A 26,216-nucleotide genomic window follows, 5' to 3' on the forward strand; every position below is an offset into this window, starting at 1 on the left:
TGAAGGTCTTCTACACCTTCGGGCAGGTGGTCGAGAGCGGTTACCTCGTCGCCAACACCTTCATCTTCTTCTACTACACCGCGGTCCTCGGCCTGCCCGGCTCGGTGGTCGGCGCGGCCGTGGCGATCAGCATGGTGCTGGACGCCATCGCCGACCCGCTGATCGGCTCCTGGTCCGACAGCCTGCGAACGAAGTTCGGCCGGCGCCTGCCGCTGATGCTGCTGGGCGCGCCGCTGACCATGCTGACCATGGGGCTGCTGTTCTCGCCGCTCGCCGGCCTCTCGCCGTTCGCGCTGTTCCTCTGGTTGACCGTGACCAAGATGCTCGTCCGGGCCTTCGCCTCGGTCTTCAACATCCCCCTACTACGCGCTCGGCGGCGAGCTGACCGACGACTATGTGGAGCGCACGCGGATCGTCGCCTCCCGGCTGCTCGCCGGCATCGTCGTCACCGTCGCCATCACCGCCATGGCCACCATGGTGTTCTTCCGGGGCGAGGGCGGGCTGCAGATCGCCGAGCGCTACCCGGCCTTCGGCTGGACGCTGGGCGCCGGCATCCTGGTGATCGGCCTGATCTGCTGCGCCGGCGTCTGGCGCCACGCCGCCGCCCTGCCGCAGCCGCGCGAGCCGGCGCCCCACATGCTGCGACGGCTCCCGGGCGAGCTCGCCGAGATCTTCCGCAACCGGTCCTTCCTGATCCTGTTCTTCGCCCTGCTGGTGTTCTCCAGCAGCGCCGGTCTGCACCAGGCGCTGAACAACCACACCTACGTCTTCGTGTGGGGGCTGCGGCCCGAGCTGATCCAGATCCCGGCCTATAGCTATCTGTTCGCCCTGCTGGTCGCGACGCCGCTGACGCCGTTCATGCTGCGCTGGATGGAGAAGAAGACCGCGTCGATCATCGGCTTCCTCACGGTCGTGGTGGCGTGGCTGGCCGTTCCGAGCGTCCGCGCGCTCGGGCTGTTCGCCCCGACCGGCCTGGAGGCCACGCCATGGCTCGCGGCGACCAACTTCTTCGTCGGCCTGGGCTCGGGGATCGTCTTCGTGGCGATCCCGTCGATGATGGCCGACGCCGCCGACGAGCACGAGCACCTGTTCGGCCACCGGCGGGAGGGGCTGTTCTTCTCCGGCATCGGGTTCGGCGCCAAGGCGGCCTCCGGCATGGGCTCGCTGCTGGGCGGGATCACCCTCGATCTCCTGCGCTTTCCGCAGACCGCGGGCCGGCAGGTCAACGCCGCCATCCCCGAGGACATCCTGGCCGGGCTGGTGCTGGGCTGGGGCCCGCTCTGCGCGCTGCTGTGTATTGTCGGCGCGGCGATCCTGGCGCCCTACGGTCTGAGCCGCCGCCGCCAGGCGGAGGTGTCCGCCGCCCTGAAGCTGAAGCGCGCCGCCGATGTCAGTGCGGGACGTAGTTCCTGAGCACGTCCTCGATGACCCGCTCCAGGCCGGCGAGCGTGTTGCAGGTCTTGGCCACGTGGCAGTAGCGGGCGTAGCGGTCCATGACGCTGTCGCCCTGGCCCCAGTAGCTCTCGGGCTCGGGGTTCAGCCAGATCACGGCGCGGCTGCGCTGGTGGATCAGGTTCATCAGGTCGAGCCGCGGATCGGCGAAGTTCGAGCGGCCGTCGCCCAGGAAGATCACCGTGGTGTGGCGGTCCAGCCGGTCGAGGTGCTGGTCGCAGAAGTCTTCCAGCGACTTGCCGTAGTCGGTCTGCTGGAAGCCGATGGTCTGCAGCACCTTGAGGATGGCCTGCTCAACCGCGTGGTCGTCGAGGATGTCGTCCACCGGAATCAGCCGGCCTGAGAAGGCGAAAGCGTCCAGCCGGTCGACCACCTCGTTCAGGGAATAGAGGAAGGTCAGCAGGAACTGGGCGGCGGCGGCCACCGACTTGGAGACGTCGCAGATCGCCACGATCGACGGCTTGTCGATCTTCTTCGACTTCCAGACGATGTCGAACGGCACGCCGCCGTAGCCCATGGACTTCCTGAGCGTGCGGCGGACGTCGAGGTGGCCGATCCGGGCCTGGTGGCGGCGGCGCGAATAGCGGTCGGCCAGCCGCTTGGCCATCTTGCGGACGAGCTGCTGCATGATCGCCATGTCGACGGGATCGATGCCGCCCTCGGCGTTCAGCGCCTTGCGCGCCAGCATCTCCTCGCGGAGCTGCCGGCCGGAGCCCGCGGCATAGAGCTCGTGCTGGCGCTCCACATATTTCTGCGCCTCCGCCACCAGGGCGCGGCGTCCGGCGTCGAGGCGCTCGGCGAGGCCCTGGGTCTCCGGTTTCAGGCGGGCGCCGGCGATGATCTTCTCGATCTCGGCCAGGCCCATCTCGTCCAGCAGCCGCCGCGTCATCCGGCTGCGCTGGGTCGACAGGCGGATCTCGCCGACGCCTGTGCGGCGCGCGGCCTCCTCCATCTGCTGCTGCAGCGTGGTCGTGTCGCCGCGGAGCAGCGCCTGGGCGAGCGGGTTCTCGGGCGCCTCCCCGCCCGCAGGCGAGCTTTCGCTTTCGCCACCCTCAGGCGGCGGGGGCGGCGGCAGGTCGAAGGCCTTGCGGGCGAAGAAGGTCTCGAAGGTGCGGTCGAAGGCGGCGACCTCGGCCTGCGACTTGGCGAGCGTGGCGCAGAGCGCGTCCTTGAAGAGCTGGCGGTCGGCGTAGCCCACCACGTCCACCGTCCGCGCCGCGTCGATCGCCTCGGCCGGCGAGACCCGGACGTCGGCAGCGCGCAGCGCGCGGAGGAAGGCTTCGAGCTGGTGCTGCATCTAAGAAATACCGCTCATCCCCGCGAAAGCATGGGTCACCGCCGGCTCAGCAGCTCGACGATCTGCGGCTCCACCTGATTGATGTCCTGCTCGAACTTCAGGATGACGTTGAGCGTGTCCTTGACCAGCGCCGGCTCCAGGCTGTCGGCGTGCAGCAGGATCAGCGCCCGGGCCCAGTCCACGGTCTCGGAGATCGAGGGCGCCTTGCGGAGATCGAGCGTGCGCAGCGACTGGACGAAGGCCACCAGGTCATGGGTCAGGCGGGCCTCGATGCCGGGCACCCGGGTCGCCACGATCCGCTCCTCCAGCGCCGGCTCGGGCAGCGGGATGTGCAGATGCAGGCAGCGGCGCTTCAGCGCGTCGCCCAGATCGCGGACGTTGTTGGAGGTGAGGAACACCAGGGGCGGCGTCTTGGCCTTGATCACCCCCAGCTCCGGCACCGAGACCTGGTAGGCCGACAGCACCTCCAGCAGGAAGGCCTCGAAGGCCTCGTCCGACTTGTCGATCTCGTCGATCAGCAGCACCGAGCCGGCGTCCTGCCTCAGCGCCTGCATCAGCGGGCGGGGCTCCAGGAAGGGCTCGGAGAAGAACAGGTCGCCCATGCCGTGCAGACGGTCCATGGCCGCGTCCATGTCGGGCGCGTCGGCCAGGCTCTCGCCCATCCGGTCCTTGAGGATCTGGGTGTAGAGGAGCTGCTTGCCGTACTTCCACTCGTACAGCGCCTTGGACTCGTCCAGGCCCTCGTAGCACTGCATCCGGATCAGCGGATGGCCGAGCAGGGCGGCGGTGGAGAGCGCCAGCTCGGTCTTGCCGACGCCGGCCGAACCCTCCACCAGGATCGGCTTCTGCAGGTTCACGGCCATGAAGAGGGCGGTGGCGATCCGGCGGGACGCGATGTAGCCGACGCTCGCCAGGCCCTCGACGAGGGCGTCCACCGACGCGAGCGGATCTGCGGCCGGCGCGCTGGCCACGGGGGGTAATGGTCAAAGTCTCGGGCTTTCGAAAAGGAGCAGTCGGAAAGCGGCGATTGTGCCCCGCGCCCGGCGCGAGGGCAAACGGACTGCCGTACCGGTGGTTTACCTTGGCTTCACAACCCGGGGTGAATCATCGGTGCGTTAGGGAGCCACCAGGCCGATGCGCCACCTCCGCCGATGATCCTGGAGCGGTTCAGCTCGCGCCTGGCGACCCTGTGCGCGGTGTTCGGCGGCGCCGGCCTGCTGCTGCTGGCCGTGGCGTTGTTCGCCTCGCACCAGGTGCACGGCCCGATCGACGGCGGCGCGCTGCAGGTCCTGGGTTCGCTCCTGGCGCTCGTCGGGTCGGCGATGATCGGCGCCGGCTGCTGGCTCACCCTGCTGCGCGTGTCCCGCCGGGTCACCGAGATCGAGACCGCCGCGCGCCGGCTGGCGCAGGGCGAGGACGTCGAGGTGGTCTCCGGGACCGACGACGAGCTCGGCCGGCTCGCCGACAGCTTCAACGCCATGGCCGCCGCGATCCGCGACCGGGAGCGGCGGATCACCCACCTCGCCCTGCACGACGAGGAGACCGGGCTCGCCAACCGCCTGAGCCTGGAGCGCGTCGTCGATGGCCTGCGCGACCGGCCGCACGGCCAGGTGCATGTGGCGGCGCTGGGCATCCGGCGGTTCGACCACCTGCGCGGCGCCATCGGCTATGCGCTCGCCGCCGAGACCGTGAAGATCATCGGCATGCGGCTGTCGAAACTGTCGCCCAACTCGGGCGTGGCGCGGATCGCCACCGACACGCTGGGCTTCACCCTGGTGGCCCAGGGCGCGGCGGCCGCCCTCGACGACGCGCGCCGGCTGCTGGCCGAGCTGGAGCAGCCGCTGAGCATCGGCCCGTCCGGGGCCATCGACGTGACCTTCGACCTGGGCCTGGCCCCGCTCGACGGCGCGCTGGGCGCCTCCTCGGCCATCGAGTTCGCCAGCGTCGCGCTCGACCAGGCCCGCGCCAGCCGCCGCAAGGTGACCTTCTTCGACGCCGAGGCCTACGGCCATCCGGCCGCCAACCTTTCCCTGATGTCCAGCCTCGCCCGGGCGCTGGAGACCGGGGCCATCGAGCTGCACTACCAGCCGAAGTTCGACCTGCGCCGCCGCGAGGTGACGGGGGTGGAGGCGCTCGCCCGCTGGCGCCATCCCGTGCGCGGCCTGCTGCCGCCGGACCTCTTCGTCGGCATGGCCGAGGAGACCGGCCACATCCGGGCGCTCACCGAATGGGCCCTGAAGCGGGCGATCGCCGACCAGGGCGCCCCTGGCCCGGGAGGGCTTCCCGCTCGAGATGAGCGTGAACATCTCCGGCCGCACGCTCGGCGAGGACGACTTCGCCGACTTCGCGCTCGCCGAGGTGCGCCACGCCGCCGGCAAGCTGGTGTTCGAGATCACCGAGACGGCGATCATCGAGGACCCGGAACGGGCGTTCGCCATGCTGGACCGCTTCGCCGCGGCCGGCGTCGGCGTCTCCATCGACGACTTCGGCACGGGCCTGTCGTCGCTCGCCTATCTCAAGCGGATCCGCGGCCAGGAGCTGAAGATCGACCGCTCGCTGGTCGAGGGCGTCGCCGAGAGCCAGCGCGACGCCATGATCGTCCGCTCGACCATCGACCTTGCCCACAGCCTCGGCCTGAAGGTCACCGCCGAGGGCGTCGAGACCGAGGAGGGCTTCGCCCTGCTGGCCGCCATGGGCTGCGACCAGGCGCAGGGCTTCCTGATCGCCAAGCCCATGCCGCTCCGCGACCTGCTGCGGTTCCTCGACAACACGCCCGCGGAGCTCAGGAACTACGGCTAGAGCGCGTCAGGCGACAGTGTGAGCGGTTTCGCCGCCCGAACGCGCTCTGACGTCAAACGTCGAACTTCACGCCCTGGGCCAGCGGCAGGGTGCGGCCGTAGTTCAGGGTGTTGGTCGCCCGGCGCATGTAGGCCTTCCAGGAATCCGAGCCCGCCTCGCGGCCGCCGCCCGTCTCCTTCTCGCCGCCGAACGCCCCGCCGATCTCGGCGCCCGAGGGGCCGATATTGACGTTGGCGATGCCGCAGTCCGAGCCGGCCGCGCTGATGAACAGCTCGGCCTCGCGCATGTCGTTGGTGAAGATCGAGGACGACAGGCCCTGGGGCACGTCGTTCTGCAGGCGAATGGCGTCCGCCAGGTCGCGGTACTTCATCACGTAGAGGATCGGCGCGAAGGTCTCGCGGCGGACCACGTCGGCCTGGCTGTCCATCTCGACGAGGGCGGGGCGGACATAGGCGGCCTCGGCGCAGCCCGGGACCTCCACGGCCTCGCCGCCGTGGACCTTGCCGCCGGCGGCGCGGGCGTCGGCCAGCGCCTTGTCCATCGCCGCCTTCGAAGCTGGATCGATCAGCGGGCCGACCAGCGTGCCGGCGTCGCGCGGGTCGCCCACCGGCACCGAGCCGTAGGCCGCCTTCAGGCGCGGGACGAGGGTGTCGTAGTGGCTCTCGTGGACGAACAGGCGGCGCAGCGTCGTGCAGCGCTGGCCGGCCGTGCCCATGGCCGCGAACGCGATGCCGCGCAGCGCCAGGTCCAGGTCGGCGGTGGGCGCGACGATGGCGGCGTTGTTGCCGCCGAGCTCCAGGAGCGCGCGGGCGAACCGCTGGGCGAGCTTCGGGCCCACCTGCCGGCCCATGGCCGTCGAGCCGGTGGCCGAGACCAGCGGGACCTTGGGATGGTCGACCAGGGCCTCGCCGACCTCGCGGCCGCCGAGGATCACCGCCGACAGGTTGGCCGGGGCGTCGCCGAACTTCGCCACGGCGCGCTCGAACAGCGCCTGGACGGCCAGCGCCGTCAGCGGGGTCTTCTCCGACGGCTTCCAGACGCAGGCGTCGCCGCAGACGAAGGCCAGGGCCGAGTTCCACGACCAGACGGCGACGGGGAAGTTGAACGCCGAAATGATCCCGACGACGCCCAGCGGGTGCCAGGTCTCCATCATCCGGTGGTCCGGACGCTCGGTGGCGATGGTCAGGCCGAAGAGCTGGCGGGACAGGCCGACCGCGTAGTCGCAGATGTCGATCATCTCCTGAACTTCGCCGTTCGCCTCGGAGACGATCTTGCCGGCCTCCAGGGTGACGAGGCGCGCCAGGTCTTCCTTCGACGCCCGCAGCTCCTCGCCCAGCAGGCGGACCAGCTCGCCGCGGCGCGGGGCCGGAACGGTGCGCCAGGCCAGGAACGCCTTGTGGGCGGCCTCGATGGCGGCGGACACCTCGGCCGTCGTGTTGTCGTGCACCTCGGCGATTACCTCGCCGGTGACGGGCGAACGGACCGGGCGGTCGCCGCCGGTGGTCAGCTTGGCGGAGACGCCGAGGCGCTCCAGCACCTGGGCGGCGTCGGCGGCGGCCGAGGTGATCTTGGCTTGGACGGTCATGCGGAATTACTCGGCGGCGGCGCGAAAGGAGAGGGAATCTTCGGGGGGCATAGAACCGGCCGAAGCGGTTGGCCAGGAAGTCGGCCAGCGGGATGTCCTCCTGCCGGATGAAGCCTTCCTGCGGCAGCTTGCCGTCGGCCAGCATGTCGAGCACCGCGCAGATCGCGCCGGCGGTGGTCACCTGGATGGCGCTCTTCATCTCGCCGTTCACGACCTGGGCGTAGACCTTGTTGACATAGGTCTCCTGCATCAGCCGGCCGTCCTTCATCCCCGAGACGGTGACGAAGACGATGACCACATCCTGCAGGGTGGCCGGGACCGAGTTCTCCAGGATGTCCTTGAGCACGTCGCGGCGGTTGCGCAGGTTCAGGTCGTTGAGCAGCGCCTTCATGATCTGGGCGTGCCCGGGATAGCGGATGGTCTTGTAGTTGAGGTTCCGCGCCTTGCCCTCCAGCGTGGCGCACAGCGTGCCCAGGCCGCCCGAGGTGTTGAACGCCTCGTAGGTGACGCCGTCGAGGGCGAATTCCTCGCACTCCTCCAGCGCCGGCACTTCGCGCAGCTTGCCGTTCACCACGGCCTCGCAGGGCTCGCAGTACTCGTTGATCACCCCGTCGGTGGACCAGGTGAGGTTGTAGTTCAGCGCGTTGGACGGGTAGCGGGGCAGGGCGCCGACCCGCAGGCGCACGTCGTGCAGCTCGTCGAAGTGCTTGCAGAGGTCCCAGGCGGCGATGGTGATGAAGCCGGGGGCCAGGCCGCACTGCGGGATGAAGGCGGTGCCGGAGGTGAGCGCCAGCTCGCGGGTCACGCGGCTGGAGGCCACGTCCTCGGTGAGGTCCAGGTAGTGGGCCTTGGCCTGGGCCGCCGCGCGCGGGCGACCGTGACCGTCAGGTGGTAGGGCGCGCAGTTCACGACCGCGAAGCAGCCCGCGAGCCTGGCCGCCAGGGCGTCGACGTCGTCGATCGGCATGGCCACGGTCTCGATCCCGGTCCGGGGCGACAGCGCCTGCAGGCTCTCCGCCGACTGGTCGATGACCACGACCTGATAGTCGCCCGAGCCCACCAGCATGTCGACGACGGTCGAGCCGATCTTGCCCGCTCCGACCACGGCTACCTTGCGCATTGCCTGCCTCCCGATTGAACAGGGTCGAGGGTCCCCGGAGCCGGTGCAGGATTCAACTGGCGGTTCGGCGGTCTGCGCAGTATTCCTGGGCGTATCGACGAAGAAGGCCGGCGGACTGACGATGGACGACCTTGACGAGCATCTGCTGTCCCGTCTTCGGGAGAACGCCCGCGCGCCGGTCGCCGAACTCGCCCGGGCGCTCGGCCTGTCGCGGACCACGGTGCAGAGCCGGCTCGCCAAGCTGGAGCGCTCCGGCGTCATCGCCGGCTACGCCGTGCGGCTCTCCGAGAAGCACGAAGCGGCCCGCGTCCATGCCTTCATCATGCTGACCGTCGAGCCGAAGCAGGCGGCGGCGGTGACCGCGGCCCTGAAGCGGATGGCCGGCGTCAAGCGCCTGCAGTCGGTCTCCGGCCCTTTCGACATGGTGGCCACGGTCGATGCGCCGAGCGTCAGCGAGATGGACGCCCTGATCGACGAGATCGGCGCCCTGCCGGGCGTCGAGCGCACCAATTCCTCGATCGTGCTCTCGACGAAGTTCGACCGCTGAGCCCCCCGCTGTGGGGGGCGGTCCCGCGTGAGACCGCCCCCTCTGCCTGACCGCCACCTCAGGGGGGCGACCGGGCAGCGCCGGCAGAAGGCGACCAGCAGACTGCCGGAACCGGGGGGCGGGAAGTTGGGACGGGTCCCGCCCGAGGCCCGACGCAACGTCTCGTCAGGCCACCGGTCGTCTGGCACTGTGGGACCCGTAGCCACTACGGGTTCAAGGGCCAATTCATGCCGAATGCACAGGGGGGCGACGATCGGCGGTCTCGCCCGGGCCACCGGGGTCAACCTGGAGACCATCCGCTACTATGAACGGATCGGCCTGATGCCGGCCCCGGCCCGCAGCGCGTCCGGCCACCGGATCTACGAGCCGGCGCACGAGACGCGGCTGACCTTCATCCGCCGCGCCCGCGAGCTGGGTTTTCCGATCGAGGACGTCCGCGGCCTCCTGGCGCTTTCGGCGACGGACCAGCCGTGCTGCGAGGTCCGCGCCATCGCCAGCCAGCACCTCGACGCCGTGCGCGCCAAGCTGGCGGACCTCCAGCGGCTGGAGGCGGTCCTCGCCGCCACGGTGGAGCGCTGCGCCGAGACCCTGGGCACCCCGCACTGCGCCGTGCTGGAGATGCTGGAAGAAGGCGCCTAGGCGCAGCCTACTTCTGGCGAGGCGCCTTCAGGCTGGATCCGCCGGAGGTGAAACGCCCCTCGCGGTCGGCCTGGCAGCCCTCCAGCAGGGCGCGCGCGGCGTTCTCCACCTCCTTCTGGATCGCCTGGTCGGTGTCGAGTTCCTGGTGGCTGGTGGCGTAGGGCTTCCAGTAGCCGATGTAGCGATCGAGCTCGGCGGTCGGCCCGGCCGGGCAGAGCTGCATGAAGCAGAGCCAGTCGGAGATCGCGCGGCGCACGTTCTCGGCCCCTTCCACGTCCCCGTGGACCACGAGTCCGAACAGCCGGCCGGCCAGGTGGCGCGGATAGTCCCAGCCGTCGAGCTCGACCTGCTTGGCTTTCTTCGCGTCCTTGCCATGGGTCAGGCTGGGGTCCGGGTTGCCGCCGTCGGCGCAGACCATCCGGTCCATCATCAGCTTCAGCGGCGAGGTCGGCGAGTACCAGTTCACCGGCGTGATCAGCATGATCCCGTGGGCCTCGACCCACATCGGATAGACGTCGTTCATGACGTCCTGGACCTGACCCAGGGGAATGGTTCGGGTAGCAGGAGCAGGGCCAGTGGCAGAGCGCCGCCGCCGTCGAGAAGCAGGCCTTGCAGGGGGTGGATGTGGCGGCCGTACTCGGACGTCAGCCGCGACAGATCCAGGACCTTCACCTCGGTGTTCGGCGCCGCCTCGAAGACGCCGCGCGCCAGCTCGAGCAGCCGCCAGGACTTGGACATCTCGCCCGGGCAGGTGTGCTCGCTGCGCGACGAGCAGTTGATCACCAGGAAGCGCAGGGGGGGCCGGCCTTGTCGTCGTGCCGGGCCTGGGCCGCCTGGATGGCCTCGCGGGCGGCCAGCCAGTCGACGGAAAGGTCGTAGTCCGGATCGGCGAAGCCCGGGCCGGCCTTGCGGGTCACCGCGCCTTGCGGCCCTCGTCGTAGGCCTCCCAGGCGACCGCGGCGATCTTCTCGATCTCGGCGTCGAGGGCGCGGAAGGCGGGGTCCGCGAACCGTTCCCGATAGCGGGCCTTGAACTCCGGTTCGCTGAGATGCGGGTCCGGCATCCCCTTGCGGGGCTCGGGCGCCTGTTCGGCCATGACGGTGATCCTCCCGCCTCGGCCAACGGTCACGGTGAAGCGCGGTTCCTGTATGGCTCCGTCATCCTAGGCCTTGTGCCTAGGATCCCTCTGACCGCCGCTCCCCCTTGGGGGGGCCGTCAGAGGTCGCGCGACCTAGGCGGCGCCTGACGCACCGAAACAGGGATCCCAGGCACAAGGCCTTGGATGGCGGGAAGGGTCAGCCCCGCAGCCGGTTGTGGATGTCCGTGGCGGCGATGGCCGCCTCGCCCTCGGCCGTCGAGATCTGGTTCAGGCCGCGGACCACGTCGCCCGCCGCGTAGAGGCCGGGGACGGAGGTCTCCTGGTGGTCGCCGACGATCAGCCGGCCGCCGGCGTCGAGCTTCGCGCCGGCGTCGACCGCCAGCCGCACGCGCGGCGTGATGCCCAGCGCCGAGTAGACCACGTCGAACCGGCGGGGCTCGCCGGTCCCGAAGTCGAAGGCGGTGATCTTCCGCTTCTCGATCGTCACCGCCGGCTCGGCGCTCTCGATCAGCTCGACGCCGGCCCCCGTCAGCACCTTGCGCGTGGCGGCCGGCAGCGGGTCCGGACCCACGTGGATGAAGGCCACCTCGTCGGAATAGGTGCGCAGGAACACCGCCTCGCGGGCGCAGTGGTCGTCGTAGCCGATGACCCCGACGCTCTGGCCGATCACCTCGTAGCCGTCGCAGATCGGGCAGATCCGCACGAGGCCGGGGGCGACGCCGTCCTCGAGGCCCGGAATGTCGGGCAGGTTGTCGACCACACCGGTCGCCAGGATCACGGTGCGGGCGGTCAGCGGCCCCGCGTCCGTGTCCAGGGCGAAGACGCCCTCCCGTCGGACGATGCCCTCGACCCGCCCGCGCACGATCTCGGCGCCGTATTTCTCGGCCTGCCGCCGCATGCGGGCCAGCAGGGTTTTGCCGCGGATGCCGTCCGGGTAGCCCGGCAGGTTGTGGGTGCGCGGAATCCAGCCGGCCCGGCTCGCGCCCGACTCCACGACGCGCACGCGCCGCCGGAACCGGGCCAGGTAGATGGCCGCGGTCAGCCCTGCCGGGCCCGCGCCCACGATCACGCAATCCAGGATGTCTTCGCCCATGCCGGAGCCGCAACGCGCGGGGGCGCCGCAAAGCTCCACTATCCGGCAGAGAGTTCTCGTCCTCCCCCAAACCGGGGGAGGACGACGAACCCCGCGGCTAGAGCGCCTCGTTCGAGAAGACGATCGTCCCCGAGGCGGCGAACATGCCGCCGACCCCGTGGGCGACGCTGATCTTCGCCCCCGGAACCTGGGCCGGCGCGATCCCGCGCATCTGCCGCACGCTCTCCTGCAGGGCGTACATGCCGTACATGCCGGAGTGCATGTAGGAGAGCCCGCCGCCGTTGGTGTTGAGCGGCAGCTTGCCGCCGGGCGCGGTGTTGCGCTCGCGGATGAAGGCCGCGGCCTCGCCCGGCTTCACGAAGCCCAGATCCTCCAGGCCGTAGAGCGGCAGGTGGGCGAAGGCGTCGTAGATCATCAGGTGGTCCACGTCGGCGTGGCTGATGCCGGCCGTCGCGAACGCCTTCTTCCCGGAGATCCGGAAGGCCGTGGAGTGGTTGAAGTCGTACATCTGCGAGACCATCGGGGTCTCGACGCTTTCGCCCGCGCCCAGCACATAGACCGGCTTCTGCGGGAAGTCCTTCGCCCGCTCCGCCGAGGTCAGGATCAGGGCGCCGCCGCCGTCGGTCACCAGGCAGCACATCAGCTTGGTGAAGGGCCAGGCGATCATGTCCGAGTTCATCACGTCGTCGACGGTGATCGGGTCCTTGTAGCTGGCCCGCGGGTTCATCGCCGCCCACTCCCGCTGGATGGTCGCCACCGGCGCCATGTCCTCGGGGCTGAGGCCATGGGTCTTGAGGTAGCGGAGCACCGGCACGGTGAACATGGTGGGCGGGCCCACCGGGCCGTAGGGCATCTCGAACTGGCCCATCAGGCTGGACGGCGATCGGCTGAAGCCGCCGGCCCACGCGGCTGCGGCCGCTCTCCCCGTGGGTGATCAGGATGGTGGTGGCCAGGCCCGCGTTGATCGCGGCCGCCGCATGCCGGACGTGCAGCATGAAGGAGCAGCCGCCGACGCTGGTCCCGTCGGCATAGGTCGGCTTGATCCCCAGGTAGTGGGCCAGCTCCACCGGGCTGATCCCGGCGGTGGCGACGCCGTCGATGTCGCCGGGCTTCAGGCCGGCGTCGGCCATGGCGTTCAGCGCCGCGTCGGCATGCAGGCCGATCACCGACACGTCGGGGATCTTGCCCATCTTGGTGGTCTCGGCCGCGCCGACGACCGCAACGGATTTCGGCTTCATGCGCCTCAGCCCTCCGCCGGGGTGAAGAAGGGCAGGGTGATGTCGTCGTTCATCGCCTGGAACGTGACCTTCACCGGCATGTCGAGGGTCAGCGCCTCGGGCGTCTGCGGGCAGCCCACGATGTTGGTCATCATGGTCGGCCCCTCGGCCAGCTTCACGACCGCGATGGCGTAGGGCTCGGTCCCCATGTCGGGGCGCGGGCGCTGGTTGATCACATAGGACCAGAGCACGGCCTGGCCGCTGGCGGGGAACACCTCGACCTCGCGGCTGCCGCACTTCGGGCAGAAGGGCCGGGGCGGGAAATAGGCTTCGTTGTTGCAGGCGGCGCAGCGCTGCAGGCGAAGCTCGCCCGCCTTGCAGCCGTCCCAGAAATGCCGGGTCTCCGGCGTGGGTTCGGGCAGCATCCGTGGTGGCATGAAATCGTCCCTATGAAATTCGTTGTTCTGGAATGTCCGGCAGCAAACCCGACCGGAGCGGGATTGTCACCACACACCGCTCATCCCGGCGAAAGCCGGGATCCAAGCCGAGTCTGTCGCTTTGGCGCGGCGGCGAAGTTCATAGGCCGATTGGACCCCGGCTTTCGCCGGGGCGAGCGGAACTAGGGGATCCGGGCGAAGGTGCGCTCGAAGCTTACAAGGCCCGGCGCGCTGAACTGCACCACCCGTGTGCCCTCGATCCGCCGCGCCCAGCCCAGCGCGTAGATCCGCTGCAAGAGCCCAGCGCCCATGACGCCCGCCAGGTGGCTGCGCCGGACGCTCCAGTCGAGGCAGGCCTTGCAGAGCGGGCGCCGGCCGCGGTCGTCCAGCGCGACGCCGAACTCACGCGCGAAGCCCCGACCCTGGTCCGTCAGCGCCAGCGCGCCGTCGTGGTCGGCGATCCGCCCCTGGGCGATCAGGGCGTCCAGCATGGCGACCCCGGCGTCGCCCGCCAGGTGGTCGTAGCAGACGCGGGCCTTGCGGAGCGCCGGGTCCTTCGGCCCCGGCTGCGTCCGCTGGTGGCCGGCGCGGTCGGCCAGCCCGACGAGCTGCTCCATGGCCTCGGCCACGTCCTCGCCGGCGAGCGCGAAGTAGCTGTGGCGGCCCTGCCGGCGGCGGACGAGCAGCCCGCCGGCCTCCAGCTTCGCGAGGTGGCCGCTGGCGGTCTGGGCGGTGATCCCGGCCTCCCGGGCCAACTCGCCGGCCGTCAGCGCCTCGCCGCCGAGCAGGGCGGCCAGCATGTTGGCGCGCGCCGGCTCGCCCAGCAGGGCGGCGATGCGCGTGATGTCAGGCCCGAGCCGCATGCGCCCAGCCTAGCCGATCTTCGACGCCGACGCTTCGGTCGCGGCCGAAGCATGCCGGCCCAGGGCGCGGCTAGGTCTCCCGCCAAAGGAGCCCGCGACATGACCGTGACCTGCTGCATCCGCTACGTGATCGACCCGTTCCAGCGCGACGCCTTCGAGGCCTATGCGAGGAACTGGCTGACCATCATCCCCGCCTGCGGCGGCGACCTCCTGGGATACTGGCTGCCGCACGAGGGGGACCAACGACGTGGCCCTGGCGCTGATCTCGTTCGAGAGCCTCGCGGCCTACGAAGCCTACCGCGCGCGCCTCAAGGCCGATCCCGCCGGCGCCGCCAACTTCCGCCTGGCGCAGGAGAGGCGCTTCATCCTCAGCGAGCGGCGGACCTTCCTGACCCCGGTGCGGCCGTGATCGCGGTGATCTTCGAGGCGACGCCCAGCGCCGCCGGTCGCGGGCGCTACCTGGAGCTGGCCGGCGGGCTGGCGGAGCGGCTGTCCGCCATGGACGGCTTCATCTCCGTGGAGCGGTTCGAGAGCCTGTCCACGCCCGGCAAGCTGCTCTCGCTGTCCTTCTGGCGCGACGAGGCGGCAGTGGCGGCCTGGCGCAACCTCCCCGAACACCGCGCCGCGCAGGCCGAGGGCCGGGCCGGCGTGTTCGCAGGCTATCGGCTGCGCATCGCCGCCGTGCTGCGCGACTACGGCCTGGACGCGCGCGCGGAGGCGCCGGCAGACTCGCCCCCATGAGCGATCCCTTCGACCTCCAGCGCTTCGTGGACGCCCAGGCCGGCGTCTACGACCAGGCGCTCGGCGAGCTGCGGGCGGCCGAGAAGCGCAGCCACTGGATGTGGTTCGTCTTCCCGCAGCTGGCGGCGCTCGGCCGCAGCCCGACGGCGCAGCATTTCGGGATCTCCGGCCTCGAGGAGGCGAGGGCCTATCTGGCGCATCCGGTGCTGGGGCCTAGGCTCGTCGCCTGCACGGCGGCGGTGAACGGGGTGCAAGGCCGCACGGCGCACGAGATCTTCGGCAGCCCGGACGACCTGAAGTTCCGCTCGTCCATGACGCTTTTCCAGGCCGCCGACCCCGCGCAGCCGGCGTTCGGCGAGGCGCTCGCGCGCTACTATGGCGGGCCGGATGCCGCGACCCTGACGCTGCTCGGCTAGACCAGCGAGACCGACAGCTTGCGGCGCTCCGTGCCGGCCCGCAGCTCGGTCCAGATGGCGTCCTGGCGCGCGGTGTCGCCGGCCGCCTCCGCCGCCGCCTGGGCGGCGATCAGCGAGGTCATGAGCCGGTCGTTCTCGGCCTTGAGCGCCGAGAGCCTGAGGTCGCCGTCCTCGCCCGCCTCGCCCAGCAGGGCGCGGACAGCGCGGTTCTCGGCGACGAGGTCGGCGGCCTGGCGGTCCCAGACCTCGGCGGCGAGGGTCATCAGCATGGCCTGGAGCGTCAGGTTGCTGGCCCGCTCGGCCGGCGGCGCATCGGTCATGGCGTAGCGCATGGACAGCGCCGCCATCTCGGCCAGGACGGCGGGGACCGGCGGGTTCATAGCTTGCCCATCACCTTCAGGATCGCCCGGTCCTGGGCGTTGATCAGCCACCAGGCGGGATAGATCATGATCGGCTCCCTGTTGCCGCCGTTCAGGAAGGCGCGGGCCGAGCCGACCCAGATCGCCTGGCCCTTCACGCAGTTGAACAACACCCACCAGTGGAGCGCCGCCGGATCGGCCCTGAGGCCGCTGGCCCGCGCCCAGATCGCCACCGCCTCGGCCTGCGGGATCAGCCCGCCCATCAGGTCCGGGCGGCCGAAGCCCCACACCGGATTGAAGCCCCAGGCCAGGTCCTCCAGCGGATCGCCCAGGTGGCACATCTCCCAGTCCAGCACGCCGTGGATCTCGCCCCGCTCGTCGAACAGGTAGTTGCCGGTCCGGTAGTCGCCGTGGACGACGCTGAGCTTCCGGGCCGGCGGCGGCGGGTTGGCGCGCAGCCAGCGGATGGCGGCGCGGGTGATCGGCAGCGGCTCGGCCTCGTCGCGGTCGAGGGCGGCTTCCCAGTAATCGAGTTCCTTCGACCAGCAGGCATCGAGCGCCGGCGCCGGCATCACCTCCGTGAGGCCGAGCGCCTCCGGATCCGCCTTGGCGATCTCGCCCAGGATCGTCCACTTGCGCTCGGCGATCCGCGGCAGGACGGCGTCGTAGGCGCCCGACAGCAGCATCTGCGGCGAGGCCTGGAAGCCGGCCAGCTCCTCGGCGATGAAGAACGGGTGGTCGAGGGGGCCGCTCTCCTCCTCCAGCCACAGCATCTCCGGCACCGGCACCGCCGAGCCGTGGAAGGCGCGGTAGGCGGCGAACTCGATCCGCCGCTCGGTGTCGATCAGGCTGGCCGGCGGGTCGCGCCTGAGGATCATCCGCCGCTCGTGCGCCGTCCCGTCGTTCCAGCGGCAGACGAAGCGGTAGGTCTCCCGGCTCGCCCCGCCGGAGATCCGTTCCAGGCCCGAGACCTCGGCGGGACAGCCGAGCTGTTCCGAGACATAGGCCGCGACCCGCGGCTCCAGGGGATGGGTCACGCGAGCTCGAACTTGATCGGCAGGCGCTTGGGGCCGTTGACGAACACCGCCTCGCTCATCGCCGGTTCGCCGTCGAGCTCCACCGACTTGATGCGCGGCAGCAGCTCTTCCCAGAGGATCCGCATCTCCATCTTGGCCAGGTGCTGGCCGAGGCACAGGTGGGCCCCGTAGCCGAACGCCAGGTGCCGGTTCGGCCGGCGGTCGACGCGGAACAGGCCCGGGTCCTCGAACACCGCCTCGTCCCGGTTGCCGGACGCGTAGCAGAGCATGATCCAGTCGTCCTTGGCGACCTTGCGGCCGGCCACCTCGGTGTCCTCGGCGGCGGTGCGCATGAAGGTCTTCACCGGCGTCGTCCAGCGGATGCTCTCGTCCACCAGGCTGGGGATCAGCGCCGGGTCGGCCTTCACCTTGGCGAACTCGCCGGGGTTCTGGGCCAGCGCCCACATGGCGCCGCCCGTGGACGACGAGGTGGTGTCGTGCCCGGCGGTGGCGACGATGATGTAGTAGCTCATCGCCTCCAGGTCGGAGAGCGGCTGGCCGTCCACCTGGCTGTTCGCGATCAGGCTGCCGAGGTCGTCCGACGGATGGGCCCGCTTATGCTCCGAGAAGCGCCGGTAGTAGTCGAAGAAGTCGGTGATCACCCCGAAGTCGAGCTGCCGCTCCTCCAGGGGCACGTCGGCCTGGGCCGCGGCGTCGCGGCCGAGCTCGGGGTCGGCGGCGCCGAAGATCTCCTGGGTGAGCTTCAGCATCCGGCCCTCGTCCTCCTCCGGTACGCCCATGATCGACATGATCACGTGCAGCGGGAAGTGCAGCGCCACGTCCTTCACGAAGTCGCAGCGGCCGCCGGTGGCCAGCATCTTCTCGACCGCGCCCTTCGCGATCACCCGGATGCGGTCCTCCATGGCCCGCAGGTTCTGCGGCAGGAACCAGGCCTGGGTCAGCACCCGGTACTTCATGTGGTCCGGCTCATCCATGTGGATGAGGGTGCGCAGCAGGTGCGGGCTGCCGCCCATCATCTCGCGCACCTTGCGGTCGGCGACCTGGGAGGTCAGCACGGGGCTCCGCGCGCCGTTCAGGAACAGGCTGTTCTGCCGGCTGATCTCGAGGATGTCCGCGTGCCGGGTGGCGACCCAGAAGGGATCGACGCCCTCCACGTCGGCGACCCCGAACGGCTCGTTCTTCCGGAGCCAGCGGTAGGCCTCGTGGATGCGGCCGTCGGCGTAGGCCTTGGGGTCCACGAGCTGGAAGGCCACATCCAGCGGAATGCGGTGATCCGCGGCGCTCATCACGCTCATCGGCCTTCGCGCCTCCCGGATGCACGGGAGCACGCCTCCCTTGTCTTCTCGTTGCGGCAACTTTGATACTCGCGCCCCGCAAGCCGCAAGACTGACCAAGCGTAAGGTGGGCCAGCAGGTGGTCCAGGGAGGACATCCATGCTGACCAAGGGCGACGACTACCCGATCCACCAGACGCCGGAGCCGATCGCCTATGCGGGCTCGGACCGGAATTTCTACGACCGCTACTTCTTCAACGGCTATTCGCCGGACGGGCGGGATTTCTTCGCCGTCGCCTTCGGGGTCTATCCGGCGCTGAACGTCGCCGACGCCCACTTCTCGGTGATCCGCGGCGGGACCCAGCACTGCCTGCACGCCTCGCGCATCCTGAACATGGAGCGCATGGACCTGACGGTGGGCCCGGTCTCCATCGAGATCCTCGAACCCCTGCAGAAGCTCCGCGTGACCGTCGCCGGCGAGGGCCTCTCCGCCGACCTGGTGTTCGAGGGCCGCGCCTTCCCGATCGAGGAGCCGCGCTTCGTGAAGCGGAATGGCCCCCGGCTGTTCATGGACTACACGCGGCTGACCCAGAACGTCCGCATCTCGGGCTGGATCGAGGTGGACGGCCAGCGCCAGGCGCTCTCCGGCTGGACCGGCTCGCGCGACCGCTCCTGGGGCATCCGCCCGGTCGGCGCGCCCGACACCCAGCCGACGCCGGGCGCCTCCCTGATGAGCTTCTTCTGGCAGTGGACGCCGGTGAATTTCGAGGACCGCAGCGTCTTCTTCCACATCAACGCCGACCCCGACGGCACGGCCTGGAACACCCGCGCGGTGATCCTCCCCGACGGCGCCGGCGAGGGCGGCGGCTGGCACGCCGAGGCGCCGCGCATGGAGGACGTCGACCTGATCCCCGGCACGCGCCACGCGAAGGGCGGGACCCTGAAGATCCCGCTCCTCCAGGGCGAGGCGACGGTGAAGTTCGAGCCGGTCACCACCTTCCTGATGCGCGGCATCGGCTACGGCGGCGAGTGGCGCCACGGCGCGCTCAAGGGCGAACTCGCCGTCGCCCGCGAGGACATCGACCTGGCTTCCGTCGACATGGCGGCGATGGAGAACCTGCACATCCAGGCGGTCAGCAAGGCGACCTACGAGGCCCCCGGCGAGGCCGCCCAACAAGGCGTCGGCGTGTTCGAACAGCTGATCCTCGGGCCCTATCGGCCGTACGGGCTGTAGCGCTGTAACCCTCTCCCTACCCTCTCCCTCTCCGCTTCGCGGGGGGAGAGGAGTGGTGCTCTGAGGCCTGCGCCATCACCTCCTCTCCCCCGGGCGAAGCCCGAGAGGGAGAGGGTAGGGAGAGGGCCTTTCGCCGCCCGGCCCCTACTGCGCCCCGAACACCTGCATCATCCGCGCGACCGCCGGGAGCATCAGGGCGCCCAGCAGGCAGGGGAAGATGAACAGGATCAGCGGCACGGTCAGCTTGGCCGAGAGCGCCAGCGCCTTCTCCTCGGCCCTGAGCATCCGCTTGGCCCGCAGGTCCTGCGAGAAGACCGACAGGGTCTCGCCGAGGCTGGTGCCCATCTCCTCGGCCTGCCGCAGCATGGTGGCGAGCGCGCGGGCGTCCTCGATGCCGAGGCGGTCGGCAAACGCGGTCCAGGCGTCCTTGCGGGCCCGGCCGGCGCGCAGCTCCAGCACCAGGAAGCGCAGGTGCACGGTGAGCGTCGGATAGCGCCGGGCGAGTTCGTCCGTCACCCGGCTCACTGAGGCGTCCAGGCTGAGGCCCGCCTCCACCGAGGCGACCAGCAGGTCGAGGAGGTCGGGGAAGCCCTCGGCGTACTCGCGCTCGCGGGTCGCCTTGCGGGTCTTCAGGACCTGGTCCGGGCCCATGATGGCGAGGCCCGAGAGCACGCAGGCGACGATCAGCCCGCCCATGCCCGCCTGGCCGCCGACGATCATCGGCAGGGTCAGCACCACGCCGACCGTGGCGACGACCAGGGCCGCGGCCTTGACGCCCAGGTAGATGACCGGCGCCTCGCGGTTGTAGAAGCCCGCCTGCATCAGCCGCGAGCGGAGCAGCGAGAGCTTCGCCGGGTCGCGCACCGCGCTCTGCTGGCCGAGCCGGCGGACCGTGTCGAGCAACTGGCCGCCGATCGCGCCGGCGGTCTTCGGCGCCTCGACGACGGAGGCCGGGCCGCCCGCGGGGGCCGCCGCGAACCGCAGCTTGCGCACCGCGCGCAGGCGGAACTCCACCGCCGCGATCCAGGCCGCGCCGCCCAGCGCGCCCAGCACCAGCACGAGGCCGGCGATCCAGATGAGGGTCTGAAGCTGATCGAGGGTCATGGGATCAAAGCCGCATGTCGATCATGCGCCGCATGACCATGTTGCCGACGAACATCCAGAAGCCGAGCACGCCCAGGCCGATCTGGACGACCCGCTCGCCGATCACGTCGCCGTAGAAGTTGGGCGAGGTGATCATGATGAAGCCCAGCGCGATGAACGGCGCGGCCGTCAGGATCATCGCCGAGGCGCGGCCCTCGGCCGATGCCGCCTTGATCTTCAGGCGCATCTTGTGCCGCTCGCGCACGGTGTTGGCGTTGAGCTTGAGGAGGCCGGTCAGGTTGCCGCCGGTCCCCGCCTGCAGGCGTATGGTGGCGGCGAAGAGGTCGACGTCCGGGTGCTGGCATCGCTCGGCCATTCGCTCGACGGCCTGCTCCAGGGTCGCGCCATAGGCGATCTCGTCGGCGGCCATGCCGAACTCGGTGCCCACGGGGTCGCCCATCTCGCGGCCGACCAGCGCGATGGCGGTCGGCACCGGGTGGCCGGCCTCCAGGCTGCGGACGATGATGTCGAGCGCCTGGGGAAGCTGGAAGCCCAGCTTCTTGGCCCGGTCCGTGGCCATGTGCTTCAGCCAGACGAACGGCCCGCCGACCCCGGCGATCACGGCGACCGGCAGGGCCAGCAGGTACTGCTTGGTGAGGATCGCGACGCAGAGCCCGGCGGTCACGCCGCCGGCGGTCGACATCAGGATCCACTTCTTCGGTTCGTACTTCACGCCCGACGCGACGATCAGGTCGGACAGCCACTTCAGCCGCTCGCCCTTCTTGCCCTCGGCCGAGAGGCCCCGCTGCTTGCGGAGCTCCATGACCAGCGCCGACACCCCGTCCACCTTCTCGGCGACCTTCAGCCGCGCGTTCAGCTTGCGCTTCTGGGTCGCCACGGTGGCGAGGCCGATGGCCGCCTGGGCGGCGGTGAACACCGCCGCGAAGACCAGCACCAGGAACGCGATCTGTCCGAGGCTCAGCACGACAGCAGCACCTTCGACGGGTCGAAGTTGGCCGTGTCGTAGGGCAGGCCCCGGCGGGTCATCTCGTCCAGGCAGCGCGGGCGCAGGCCCGTGGCGCGGAACTCGCCGTGCACCGTGCCGTCGGGCGCGGTGTGGGTGCGGTTGAAGGTGAAGATGTCCTGCATCTGCACCACGTTGCCCTCCATGCCGACGATCTCGGTCACGTGGGTCAGCTTCCGCTTGCCGTCCGGCAGGCGCATGGCCTGGACGATCAGGCCGATCGCCGACGCGATGCCCTGGCGCATGGCGTCGGGGCTGATGTTCATCCCGCCCATGGCGATCATCTGCTCCAGGCGGCCGATGGCCTCGCGCGGGTTGTTGGCGTGGATGGTGGCCATGGAGCCTTCGTGGCCGGTGTTCATGGCCTGCAGCATGTCGAAGGCCTCCTCGGCCCGGACCTCGCCCAGGATCACCCGGTCGGGCCGCATCCGCAGCGCGTTCTTGACCAGTTCGCGCTGGCGGATCTCGCCCTTGCCCTCGATGTTCGGCGGCCGGGTCTCCATGCGCACCACGTGCGGCTGCTGGAGCTGCAGCTCGGCGGCGTCCTCGATGGTGATCAGCCGTTCGCCCTCGCTGATCGCGGCGGAGAGCGCGTTCAGCAGGGTGGTCTTGCCCGAGCCGGTGCCGCCGGAGATCACGGTGGAGACCCGGGCGCGCACGGCGCCATAGAGGAAGTCGGCCACGGCCTGGGGCATGGCGCCCACCTCGACCAGCTTCTCGAGCGTCAGCGGCTTCTTGGAGAACTTCCGGATCGACACCGCCGCGCCGTCGATGGCGATCGGGTTGATCGCGGCGTTCACCCGGCTGCCGTCGGGCAGGCGGGCGTCGACCATCGGCTGGCTCTCGTCGATCCGCCGGCCGACGCCGGCGACGATGCGGTTGACGATCCGCAGCAGGTGGTCGTTGTCGCGGAAGTGGACGGGGGTCAGCTCCAGCTCGCCGCGCCGCTCCACGTAAACCTGGAACGGCCCGTTGATCAGGATGTCGTTGATCGAGTCGTCCTTCAGCAGCGGCTCGATGGGACCCAGCCCGACCATCTCGTCATAGATCGAGGCGCCGAGTTCCTGCAGGTCGGTGGTGTTCAGCGCCATGCGCTCGGCGCGGGCGAAGTCGGCGGTGAGCTTCATCACCTCGCGGCGCAGTTCGCTCTCCGACAGCTTGTCGAGCTTGGCGAGGTCCAGCTCGTCGATCAGCCGGGCGTGCAGGCGCAGCCGCATGTCGAGCGCCCCACCCTGCGGCGGCGCGGCCTGGGCGGCGGACTTGGGCTTGGGCGCGGGCTCGGGCGCGGCGGCCACCGGCGTGGCGACGGACTCCGGAGCCGGGGCCGGCGCAGGCGCCGCGGCCGCCACCGGCGGAACGTCGGGTTCGGGCTTGGCGGCCGGCTTCGGGGCGAGGCTGAAGCGACCCATCCTACTTCGCTCCCTTCGTGAGCTTCGAAGAATCGCGGATGAGGGCTGCGAAGCCTTGGCGAAGCAGGCCCATCAGGCGGCCCTCTTTCCGGTAGCGTGCGCGGCCCGCGCGGGCTCGGCGGCCAGGCGTTCGACGAGCATCTGGACGTCCTTGACGATCTTCGACTTGGGTCGGTGCTGGGCGATCGGGCCGCCCAGGTTCACGGAGGCGGCGGCCGCCTCCCAGTCGGAGCTGATCCCGGCGTCGGCCTTGCGGCCGAGCGCGCGCTCGGCTTCCGACATGGAGGGGCGGGACCGAACATCCGGCTGGCCAGGCGGTTCAGCAGGATGCGCGGCTTCTGGTCGGCGCCCAGGGCGTCCTCGATCTCGTCGGCCAGCGAGCGGGCGGCCAGCAGGGCCGGCACGGTCAGCTCGGAGATCACCAGGATCTCGTCGCAGCCCGACAGCGCCTCCAGCGTCCAGGGCCGGCGGTGGCGGGGAATGTCGAGGATCACCCACTCATAGCATTCGCAGGCGATCTCCAGCATCCGCAGCACCGCCTCGCGGCCGATGGCGTCGAAGGCGCCGGGCTCGCGCACCCCGGCCAGCAGGTCGAGCTGGCGGGTCACCGGGGTGACGAAGGCCTGCAGCATGGCCGCGTCGATCCGGTCGGCCGCCTGGCCGAACTCTGTCAGCCGGAGCGCCGGCTGGGCGCCCAGGTAGGCGGCGGCCTGGCCGTCGGCGAGGTTCAGGTCCACCAGGCAGACGCTCTTGTCCTTCGTCGCCCGGGCGGCGAGCTCGGTGGCCACTTCGACGGCCAGCGTCGTGGCGCCCGAGCCGCCCACCGCGCCGGTGATCGCCCAGCAGCGGGAGGAGGCGGCGCTCGGCGCCGCGGCGGCCGACGGCGCGGTCGTCAGGCCGGCGATGGCCATGGCCAGCTGCTCGGCCGTGTAGGGCGCCTCCAGCACGTCGGAACGTTCCAGGCGCATCAGGTTGCGGACCACCATGGTCGGCATGTGTGCGCCGACCAGCAGCACCGGCGGGGCGGCCGGGGCGTCGGCCAGGGCCTGCAGCGCCTGGGCCAGGGGCTGGGCTTCCCAGGCGTCGGCGTCGATCAGCACCAGGTCGCAATTGGAGTTGCGCGCCTGGGCCAGACGGTCGAGCCCGGCCTCTTCGATCTGGGCGCCGGCCAGCGGGCCGTCGGCCAGGCCGGCGAGGCTGGAGCCGAGCGCCAGCACCCGGCGGGCGGCGGCGGATGTGTCCGTCTTCTTCCGCTTCAGCATGCGCCTCACTCCGGCTTCGTGGCGTTGCGCGCGATCGGCGCGTCGAGGGCCTTGCCGAACAGGATCAGGTCGATGGCGCTGGGCTCGGAACCGCCGACCTCGGCCTTCGCCGTCATGTCCTGGGCGGTGGCGAGGCGCGGGATGACCACGATCACCAGTTCGGTCTCGTTGCGCTTCCAGCGGCTGGAGCGGAACAGCGCCGACAGCACCGGGATGTCGCCCAGCACCGGAAACTGGCGGATGGTGTTCTGGTAGTCGTTCTGCAGCAGGCCGGCGATGGAGAAGGCGTCGCCGCTCTTCAGCTCCACCGTGGTCGAGGTGCGCCGCGTGATCAGGGCCGGCACCGTCACGCCGTTGATCCGCAGGCTGTTGGCCGGGTCGAGCTGGCTGACCTCGGGGGTGACCTGCAGCTTGATCAGGCCGTTGTCCTGGACGAACGGCTGGAAGTCGAGCTTCACGCCGTAGGTGCGGAACTCGATGGTGATCTTGTCCAGGTCCTGCGGCACCGGATAGGGGAACTCGCCGCCGGCCAGGAAGCTGGCCTTCTCGCCGGAGACGGCGACGAGGTTCGGCTTGGCCAGCGTGCGGATCACGCCCTTCTCCTCGAGCGCCTGCAGGCGCAGGTCGAAGGCGACCGAGCCGGCGCTGCCGGCCACCTGCAGGATGCCGTTCGGCGAGCTGTTGCCGATCAGGCCGTTGCCGTAGGCGAAGGCGAAGTCGTTGCCCTGGATCAGGCCGGCGAGGCCGATGTCCTGCAGGGCCGAGCGGGTGGCCTCCAGCACGCGGACCTCGAGCACGACCTGCTGCGAGGCGCGCGCGGTCAGGGTCGAGGTGACCGCCTCCGGGGCGAAGCGCTGCGCGAGCGCCAGCGCCTTGGCGGCGACGGCGGGGTTGGAGACCTCGCCCGTCAGCAGCAGGCCCTCGCCGAGGATCTGCACCTGGATCGTCTCGCCCGGCAGCGCCCGCCGCAGGTCCTGCTGCAGGGCCGCGGCGTCATAGCCGACGCGCACGTCGATCACTTCGCGCAGCCGCCGGTCGGCGCCATAGACCAGGAGGTTGGTCGAGCCGTACTCGCGGCCGCGGACGTAGAAGCTGTGGTCGGTGGTGGCCACGATCTCGGCGGTGTCGGGCTGGGCGACCACGATCTTCGAGGCCGGCAGGTCCAGTCGGTAGGACAGCGACTTGTCGCGGGGGACATAGATCACCCGGCTGGGCGCCGACTCCGAGGGGGAAGTCGTCGGCGAACGACGGCGCCGCCGAGGCGAGGGCGAGGGCGGCGCTGAGGGCGCCGATCAGCTTGCGGGACATGGGGCTCACTCTCAGTCGGCCGTCGGCGCGGGCGCCGGGGCGGCCGGCGCGGCGGGGGCGGGACGGGGCGCAGGGCGCGCGCCGCCGCGGCTCTCGCCTTCGACGATCTGGATCAGGGCCGGGCCGGCCGGACGGGCAGGGCGCGGCGCGGCGCGGCGGACCACCGCCTGCTGCGTGGCCGCGGGACGATAGCCGCCGCCGACCCGGACCGGACCGGTCTGGGCGACCTCCACCGAGCCGGTGCGGCGCAGCGCCAAGGACAGCTTGCCCATGTCGCCGGCCACGGCCAGCTTCTGGCCGTCCTGCACGGCCACCTCCAGGGTGGCGGTGTTCGGCGTGGCGGGCTTGGCCTCGGCGGTGTTCAGGTTGAGGTCGACGGCCAGCACGCGGACGTTCTGGAGGACCACCTCGGAGACGAAGTTGCGGGTCTCGCTGTTCGGCGTCAGGTCGCGCATCAGCATCACGTCCACCCGGTCGCCCGGCAGGGCGTGGCCGCCGACGCCGGTCACGTCGTCAACCTTGATGGTGTAGGCGCGCATGCCGTCCGCGATCTCGGCGGCGACCGACGGACGGGCGCCGGGGCCCGACAGCTTGGCCGCCAGCATCGGCTCCTTGGCGGCGATCGGGACCAGCACCACGGGCGGCCCGCCCTTGTCGGCGGTCAGCACGGCGTCGGCCGCCTGGAAGGCGCCTTCCGGCACGGCGTTCGGCGGCAGGCGCACGATGGTCAGCGCGCTGGCGTCGAGGCGGTCGCCGAACTTCAGCGGCTTGGCGGCGACCACCACGGGCACACCCTGCACCGGCTGCACGGCCGCCGGCGCATCCTTGGCGGCGGCGCTCGGCAGGACGGTCTTGGCGACCACCAGGGCCGCGAGGCCCAGGGCCGCCGAGGCGCCCAGACTGATGATGGTGACGACGCGCAT

At 70.8% G+C, this 26,216-nt stretch carries 29 protein-coding genes and 5 pseudogenes; 11 read left to right on the top strand and 23 right to left on the bottom strand.

Going from position 1 to position 26,216, the window contains the following annotated elements; all coding sequences use genetic code 11:
* Positions 1-26 precede the first annotated feature (26 nt).
* Together LRS04_RS27790 and LRS04_RS09630 are read left to right on the top strand one after the other, a co-directional pair.
* A pseudogene (locus LRS04_RS27790) lies at positions 27-293 on the top strand (MFS transporter); the annotation flags it as partial.
* Between the two features lie 73 nt (positions 294-366).
* Positions 367-1,413 (top strand): annotated as a pseudogene (locus LRS04_RS09630) (MFS transporter); the annotation flags it as partial.
* On the opposite strand, the gene LRS04_RS09635 reads toward LRS04_RS09630, so the two are convergent.
* Together LRS04_RS09635 and LRS04_RS09640 are read right to left on the bottom strand one after the other, a co-directional pair.
* Positions 1,391-2,749: a VWA domain-containing protein gene (locus LRS04_RS09635; protein WP_257816177.1), complete on the bottom strand. Its 1,359-nt coding sequence runs from the start codon at positions 2,747-2,749 to the stop codon at positions 1,391-1,393. The pseudogene LRS04_RS09630 and the gene LRS04_RS09635 sit on opposite strands and share 23 nt — an antisense overlap.
* A gap of 35 nt (positions 2,750-2,784) precedes the next feature.
* On the bottom strand, positions 2,785-3,720 hold the full coding sequence (locus LRS04_RS09640) for a MoxR family ATPase (protein ID WP_257816178.1): 936 nt from the start codon (positions 3,718-3,720) through the stop codon (positions 2,785-2,787).
* A 351-nt stretch (positions 3,721-4,071) separates the two neighbouring features.
* Between LRS04_RS09640 and LRS04_RS27795 the strand changes: the two are divergent.
* Positions 4,072-4,992, top strand: a pseudogene (locus LRS04_RS27795) (EAL domain-containing protein); the annotation flags it as partial.
* Between the two features lie 49 nt (positions 4,993-5,041).
* A complete protein-coding gene (locus LRS04_RS27800; RefSeq protein ID WP_374577149.1) occupies positions 5,042-5,548 on the top strand; it encodes an EAL domain-containing protein in 507 nt (168 codons plus the stop codon).
* Between the two features lie 52 nt (positions 5,549-5,600).
* On the opposite strand, the gene LRS04_RS09650 is transcribed toward LRS04_RS27800, so the two are convergent.
* From LRS04_RS09650 to LRS04_RS09660, 3 genes and pseudogenes are all read right to left on the bottom strand, one after another.
* Positions 5,601-7,133 carry an aldehyde dehydrogenase family protein gene (locus LRS04_RS09650; protein WP_257816181.1) on the bottom strand — a complete coding sequence of 511 codons (1,533 nt, stop codon included), beginning with the start codon at positions 7,131-7,133 and terminating at the stop codon, positions 5,601-5,603.
* A gap of 148 nt (positions 7,134-7,281) precedes the next feature.
* Positions 7,282-7,953, bottom strand: a pseudogene (locus LRS04_RS09655) (saccharopine dehydrogenase family protein); the annotation flags it as partial.
* The gene (locus LRS04_RS09660) at positions 7,935-8,252 is read right to left on the bottom strand and encodes a saccharopine dehydrogenase NADP-binding domain-containing protein (RefSeq protein ID WP_257816182.1); all 318 of its coding nucleotides are present in this window, start codon (positions 8,250-8,252) and stop codon (positions 7,935-7,937) included. The gene LRS04_RS09660 and the pseudogene LRS04_RS09655, both read right to left, overlap by 19 nt.
* Before the next feature lie 43 nt (positions 8,253-8,295).
* On the opposite strand from LRS04_RS09660, the gene LRS04_RS09665 reads away from it, so the two are divergent.
* Together LRS04_RS09665 and LRS04_RS09670 are read left to right on the top strand one after the other, a co-directional pair.
* Positions 8,296-8,799 (top strand): Lrp/AsnC family transcriptional regulator, encoded by a 504-nt coding sequence (locus LRS04_RS09665; RefSeq protein WP_257816183.1) that lies wholly within the window; start codon positions 8,296-8,298, stop codon positions 8,797-8,799.
* A gap of 234 nt (positions 8,800-9,033) precedes the next feature.
* A complete protein-coding gene (locus LRS04_RS09670) occupies positions 9,034-9,438 on the top strand; it encodes a helix-turn-helix domain-containing protein (protein ID WP_257816184.1) in 405 nt (134 codons plus the stop codon).
* A 7-nt stretch (positions 9,439-9,445) separates the two neighbouring features.
* Here the strand turns inward: LRS04_RS09670 and LRS04_RS09675 are convergent, their stop codons facing one another.
* The 8 genes from LRS04_RS09675 to LRS04_RS09710 all read right to left on the bottom strand — a co-directional run bounded on the left by LRS04_RS09675 (position 9,446) and on the right by LRS04_RS09710 (position 14,147).
* Positions 9,446-9,961, bottom strand: coding sequence for a flavodoxin family protein (locus tag LRS04_RS09675; protein ID WP_257816185.1), 516 nt, complete (start codon positions 9,959-9,961; stop codon positions 9,446-9,448).
* On the bottom strand, positions 9,958-10,221 hold the full coding sequence (locus tag LRS04_RS09680) for a hypothetical protein (RefSeq protein WP_257816186.1): 264 nt from the start codon (positions 10,219-10,221) through the stop codon (positions 9,958-9,960). Before LRS04_RS09680 ends, LRS04_RS09675 begins: the two co-directional genes overlap by 4 nt.
* Positions 10,218-10,355: a hypothetical protein gene (locus LRS04_RS09685; RefSeq protein ID WP_257816187.1), complete on the bottom strand. Its 138-nt coding sequence runs from the start codon at positions 10,353-10,355 to the stop codon at positions 10,218-10,220. The genes LRS04_RS09680 and LRS04_RS09685 overlap by 4 nt, the downstream gene beginning before the upstream one ends.
* Positions 10,352-10,534: a hypothetical protein gene (locus LRS04_RS09690; protein ID WP_257816188.1), complete on the bottom strand. Its 183-nt coding sequence runs from the start codon at positions 10,532-10,534 to the stop codon at positions 10,352-10,354. Before LRS04_RS09690 ends, LRS04_RS09685 begins: the two co-directional genes overlap by 4 nt.
* Positions 10,535-10,733: 199 nt before the next feature.
* Complete coding sequence (locus LRS04_RS09695) at positions 10,734-11,630, bottom strand: NAD(P)/FAD-dependent oxidoreductase (RefSeq protein WP_257816189.1); 897 nt, start codon at positions 11,628-11,630, stop codon at positions 10,734-10,736.
* A 97-nt stretch (positions 11,631-11,727) separates the two neighbouring features.
* A complete protein-coding gene (locus tag LRS04_RS09700) occupies positions 11,728-12,498 on the bottom strand; it encodes a hypothetical protein (protein WP_257816190.1) in 771 nt (256 codons plus the stop codon).
* Positions 12,499-12,873: 375 nt separating this feature from the next.
* Positions 12,874-13,284, bottom strand: a complete 411-nt coding sequence (locus LRS04_RS09705; RefSeq protein ID WP_257816191.1) for a Zn-ribbon domain-containing OB-fold protein — start codon at positions 13,282-13,284, stop codon at positions 12,874-12,876.
* Positions 13,285-13,466: 182 nt separating this feature from the next.
* A complete protein-coding gene (locus LRS04_RS09710) occupies positions 13,467-14,147 on the bottom strand; it encodes a helix-turn-helix transcriptional regulator (RefSeq protein WP_257816192.1) in 681 nt (226 codons plus the stop codon).
* A gap of 99 nt (positions 14,148-14,246) precedes the next feature.
* Between LRS04_RS09710 and LRS04_RS27805 the strand changes: the two are divergent.
* The 4 genes and pseudogenes from LRS04_RS27805 to LRS04_RS09725 all read left to right on the top strand — a co-directional run.
* Positions 14,247-14,327, top strand: a pseudogene (locus LRS04_RS27805) (NIPSNAP family protein); the annotation flags it as partial.
* A 67-nt stretch (positions 14,328-14,394) separates the two neighbouring features.
* On the top strand, positions 14,395-14,556 hold the full coding sequence (locus tag LRS04_RS09715; RefSeq protein ID WP_257816193.1) for an NIPSNAP family protein: 162 nt from the start codon (positions 14,395-14,397) through the stop codon (positions 14,554-14,556).
* A complete protein-coding gene (locus tag LRS04_RS09720) occupies positions 14,553-14,888 on the top strand; it encodes an antibiotic biosynthesis monooxygenase (RefSeq protein ID WP_257816194.1) in 336 nt (111 codons plus the stop codon). The genes LRS04_RS09715 and LRS04_RS09720 overlap by 4 nt, the downstream gene beginning before the upstream one ends.
* Positions 14,885-15,304: a DUF1810 domain-containing protein gene (locus LRS04_RS09725; RefSeq protein WP_257816195.1), complete on the top strand. Its 420-nt coding sequence runs from the start codon at positions 14,885-14,887 to the stop codon at positions 15,302-15,304. Before LRS04_RS09720 ends, LRS04_RS09725 begins: the two co-directional genes overlap by 4 nt.
* Here the strand turns inward: LRS04_RS09725 and LRS04_RS09730 are convergent.
* From LRS04_RS09730 to LRS04_RS09740, 3 genes are read right to left on the bottom strand one after another with little or no spacing between them, the layout of a single operon-like run.
* A complete protein-coding gene (locus tag LRS04_RS09730; RefSeq protein ID WP_257816196.1) occupies positions 15,301-15,684 on the bottom strand; it encodes a hypothetical protein in 384 nt (127 codons plus the stop codon). The genes LRS04_RS09725 and LRS04_RS09730 overlap by 4 nt on opposite strands.
* The gene (locus tag LRS04_RS09735) at positions 15,681-16,700 is read right to left on the bottom strand and encodes a phosphotransferase family protein (RefSeq protein ID WP_257816197.1); all 1,020 of its coding nucleotides are present in this window, start codon (positions 16,698-16,700) and stop codon (positions 15,681-15,683) included. Before LRS04_RS09735 ends, LRS04_RS09730 begins: the two co-directional genes overlap by 4 nt.
* On the bottom strand, positions 16,697-18,028 hold the full coding sequence (locus tag LRS04_RS09740; RefSeq protein ID WP_257816198.1) for a cytochrome P450: 1,332 nt from the start codon (positions 18,026-18,028) through the stop codon (positions 16,697-16,699). The genes LRS04_RS09735 and LRS04_RS09740 overlap by 4 nt, the downstream gene beginning before the upstream one ends.
* Positions 18,029-18,133: 105 nt before the next feature.
* On the opposite strand from LRS04_RS09740, the gene LRS04_RS09745 reads away from it, so the two are divergent.
* Positions 18,134-19,207: a hypothetical protein gene (locus LRS04_RS09745; protein ID WP_257816199.1), complete on the top strand. Its 1,074-nt coding sequence runs from the start codon at positions 18,134-18,136 to the stop codon at positions 19,205-19,207.
* 144 nt (positions 19,208-19,351) lie between these two features.
* On the opposite strand, the gene LRS04_RS09750 is transcribed toward LRS04_RS09745, so the two are convergent.
* From LRS04_RS09750 to cpaB, 7 genes are all read right to left on the bottom strand, one after another.
* Positions 19,352-20,311 carry a type II secretion system F family protein gene (locus LRS04_RS09750; RefSeq protein ID WP_257816200.1) on the bottom strand — a complete coding sequence of 320 codons (960 nt, stop codon included), beginning with the start codon at positions 20,309-20,311 and terminating at the stop codon, positions 19,352-19,354.
* Between the two features lie 4 nt (positions 20,312-20,315).
* Complete coding sequence (locus LRS04_RS09755) at positions 20,316-21,275, bottom strand: type II secretion system F family protein (RefSeq protein ID WP_257816201.1); 960 nt, start codon at positions 21,273-21,275, stop codon at positions 20,316-20,318.
* Positions 21,269-22,723, bottom strand: a complete 1,455-nt coding sequence (locus LRS04_RS09760; RefSeq protein WP_257816202.1) for a CpaF family protein — start codon at positions 22,721-22,723, stop codon at positions 21,269-21,271. Before LRS04_RS09760 ends, LRS04_RS09755 begins: the two co-directional genes overlap by 7 nt.
* Positions 22,724-22,795: 72 nt before the next feature.
* Positions 22,796-22,927, bottom strand: coding sequence for a hypothetical protein (locus LRS04_RS09765; RefSeq protein ID WP_257816203.1), 132 nt, complete (start codon positions 22,925-22,927; stop codon positions 22,796-22,798).
* Positions 22,924-23,985, bottom strand: coding sequence for a cellulose synthase operon protein YhjQ/BcsQ (locus LRS04_RS09770; protein ID WP_257816204.1), 1,062 nt, complete (start codon positions 23,983-23,985; stop codon positions 22,924-22,926). Before LRS04_RS09770 ends, LRS04_RS09765 begins: the two co-directional genes overlap by 4 nt.
* Positions 23,986-23,990: 5 nt before the next feature.
* Positions 23,991-25,190 (bottom strand): type II and III secretion system protein family protein, encoded by a 1,200-nt coding sequence (locus LRS04_RS09775; RefSeq protein ID WP_257816205.1) that lies wholly within the window; start codon positions 25,188-25,190, stop codon positions 23,991-23,993.
* A gap of 114 nt (positions 25,191-25,304) precedes the next feature.
* The gene (gene cpaB, locus LRS04_RS09780) at positions 25,305-26,216 is read right to left on the bottom strand and encodes a Flp pilus assembly protein CpaB (RefSeq protein WP_257816206.1); all 912 of its coding nucleotides are present in this window, start codon (positions 26,214-26,216) and stop codon (positions 25,305-25,307) included.

This window comes from Phenylobacterium sp. J367 (assembly GCF_024699985.1).
Taxonomy (GTDB): domain Bacteria; phylum Pseudomonadota; class Alphaproteobacteria; order Caulobacterales; family Caulobacteraceae; genus Phenylobacterium.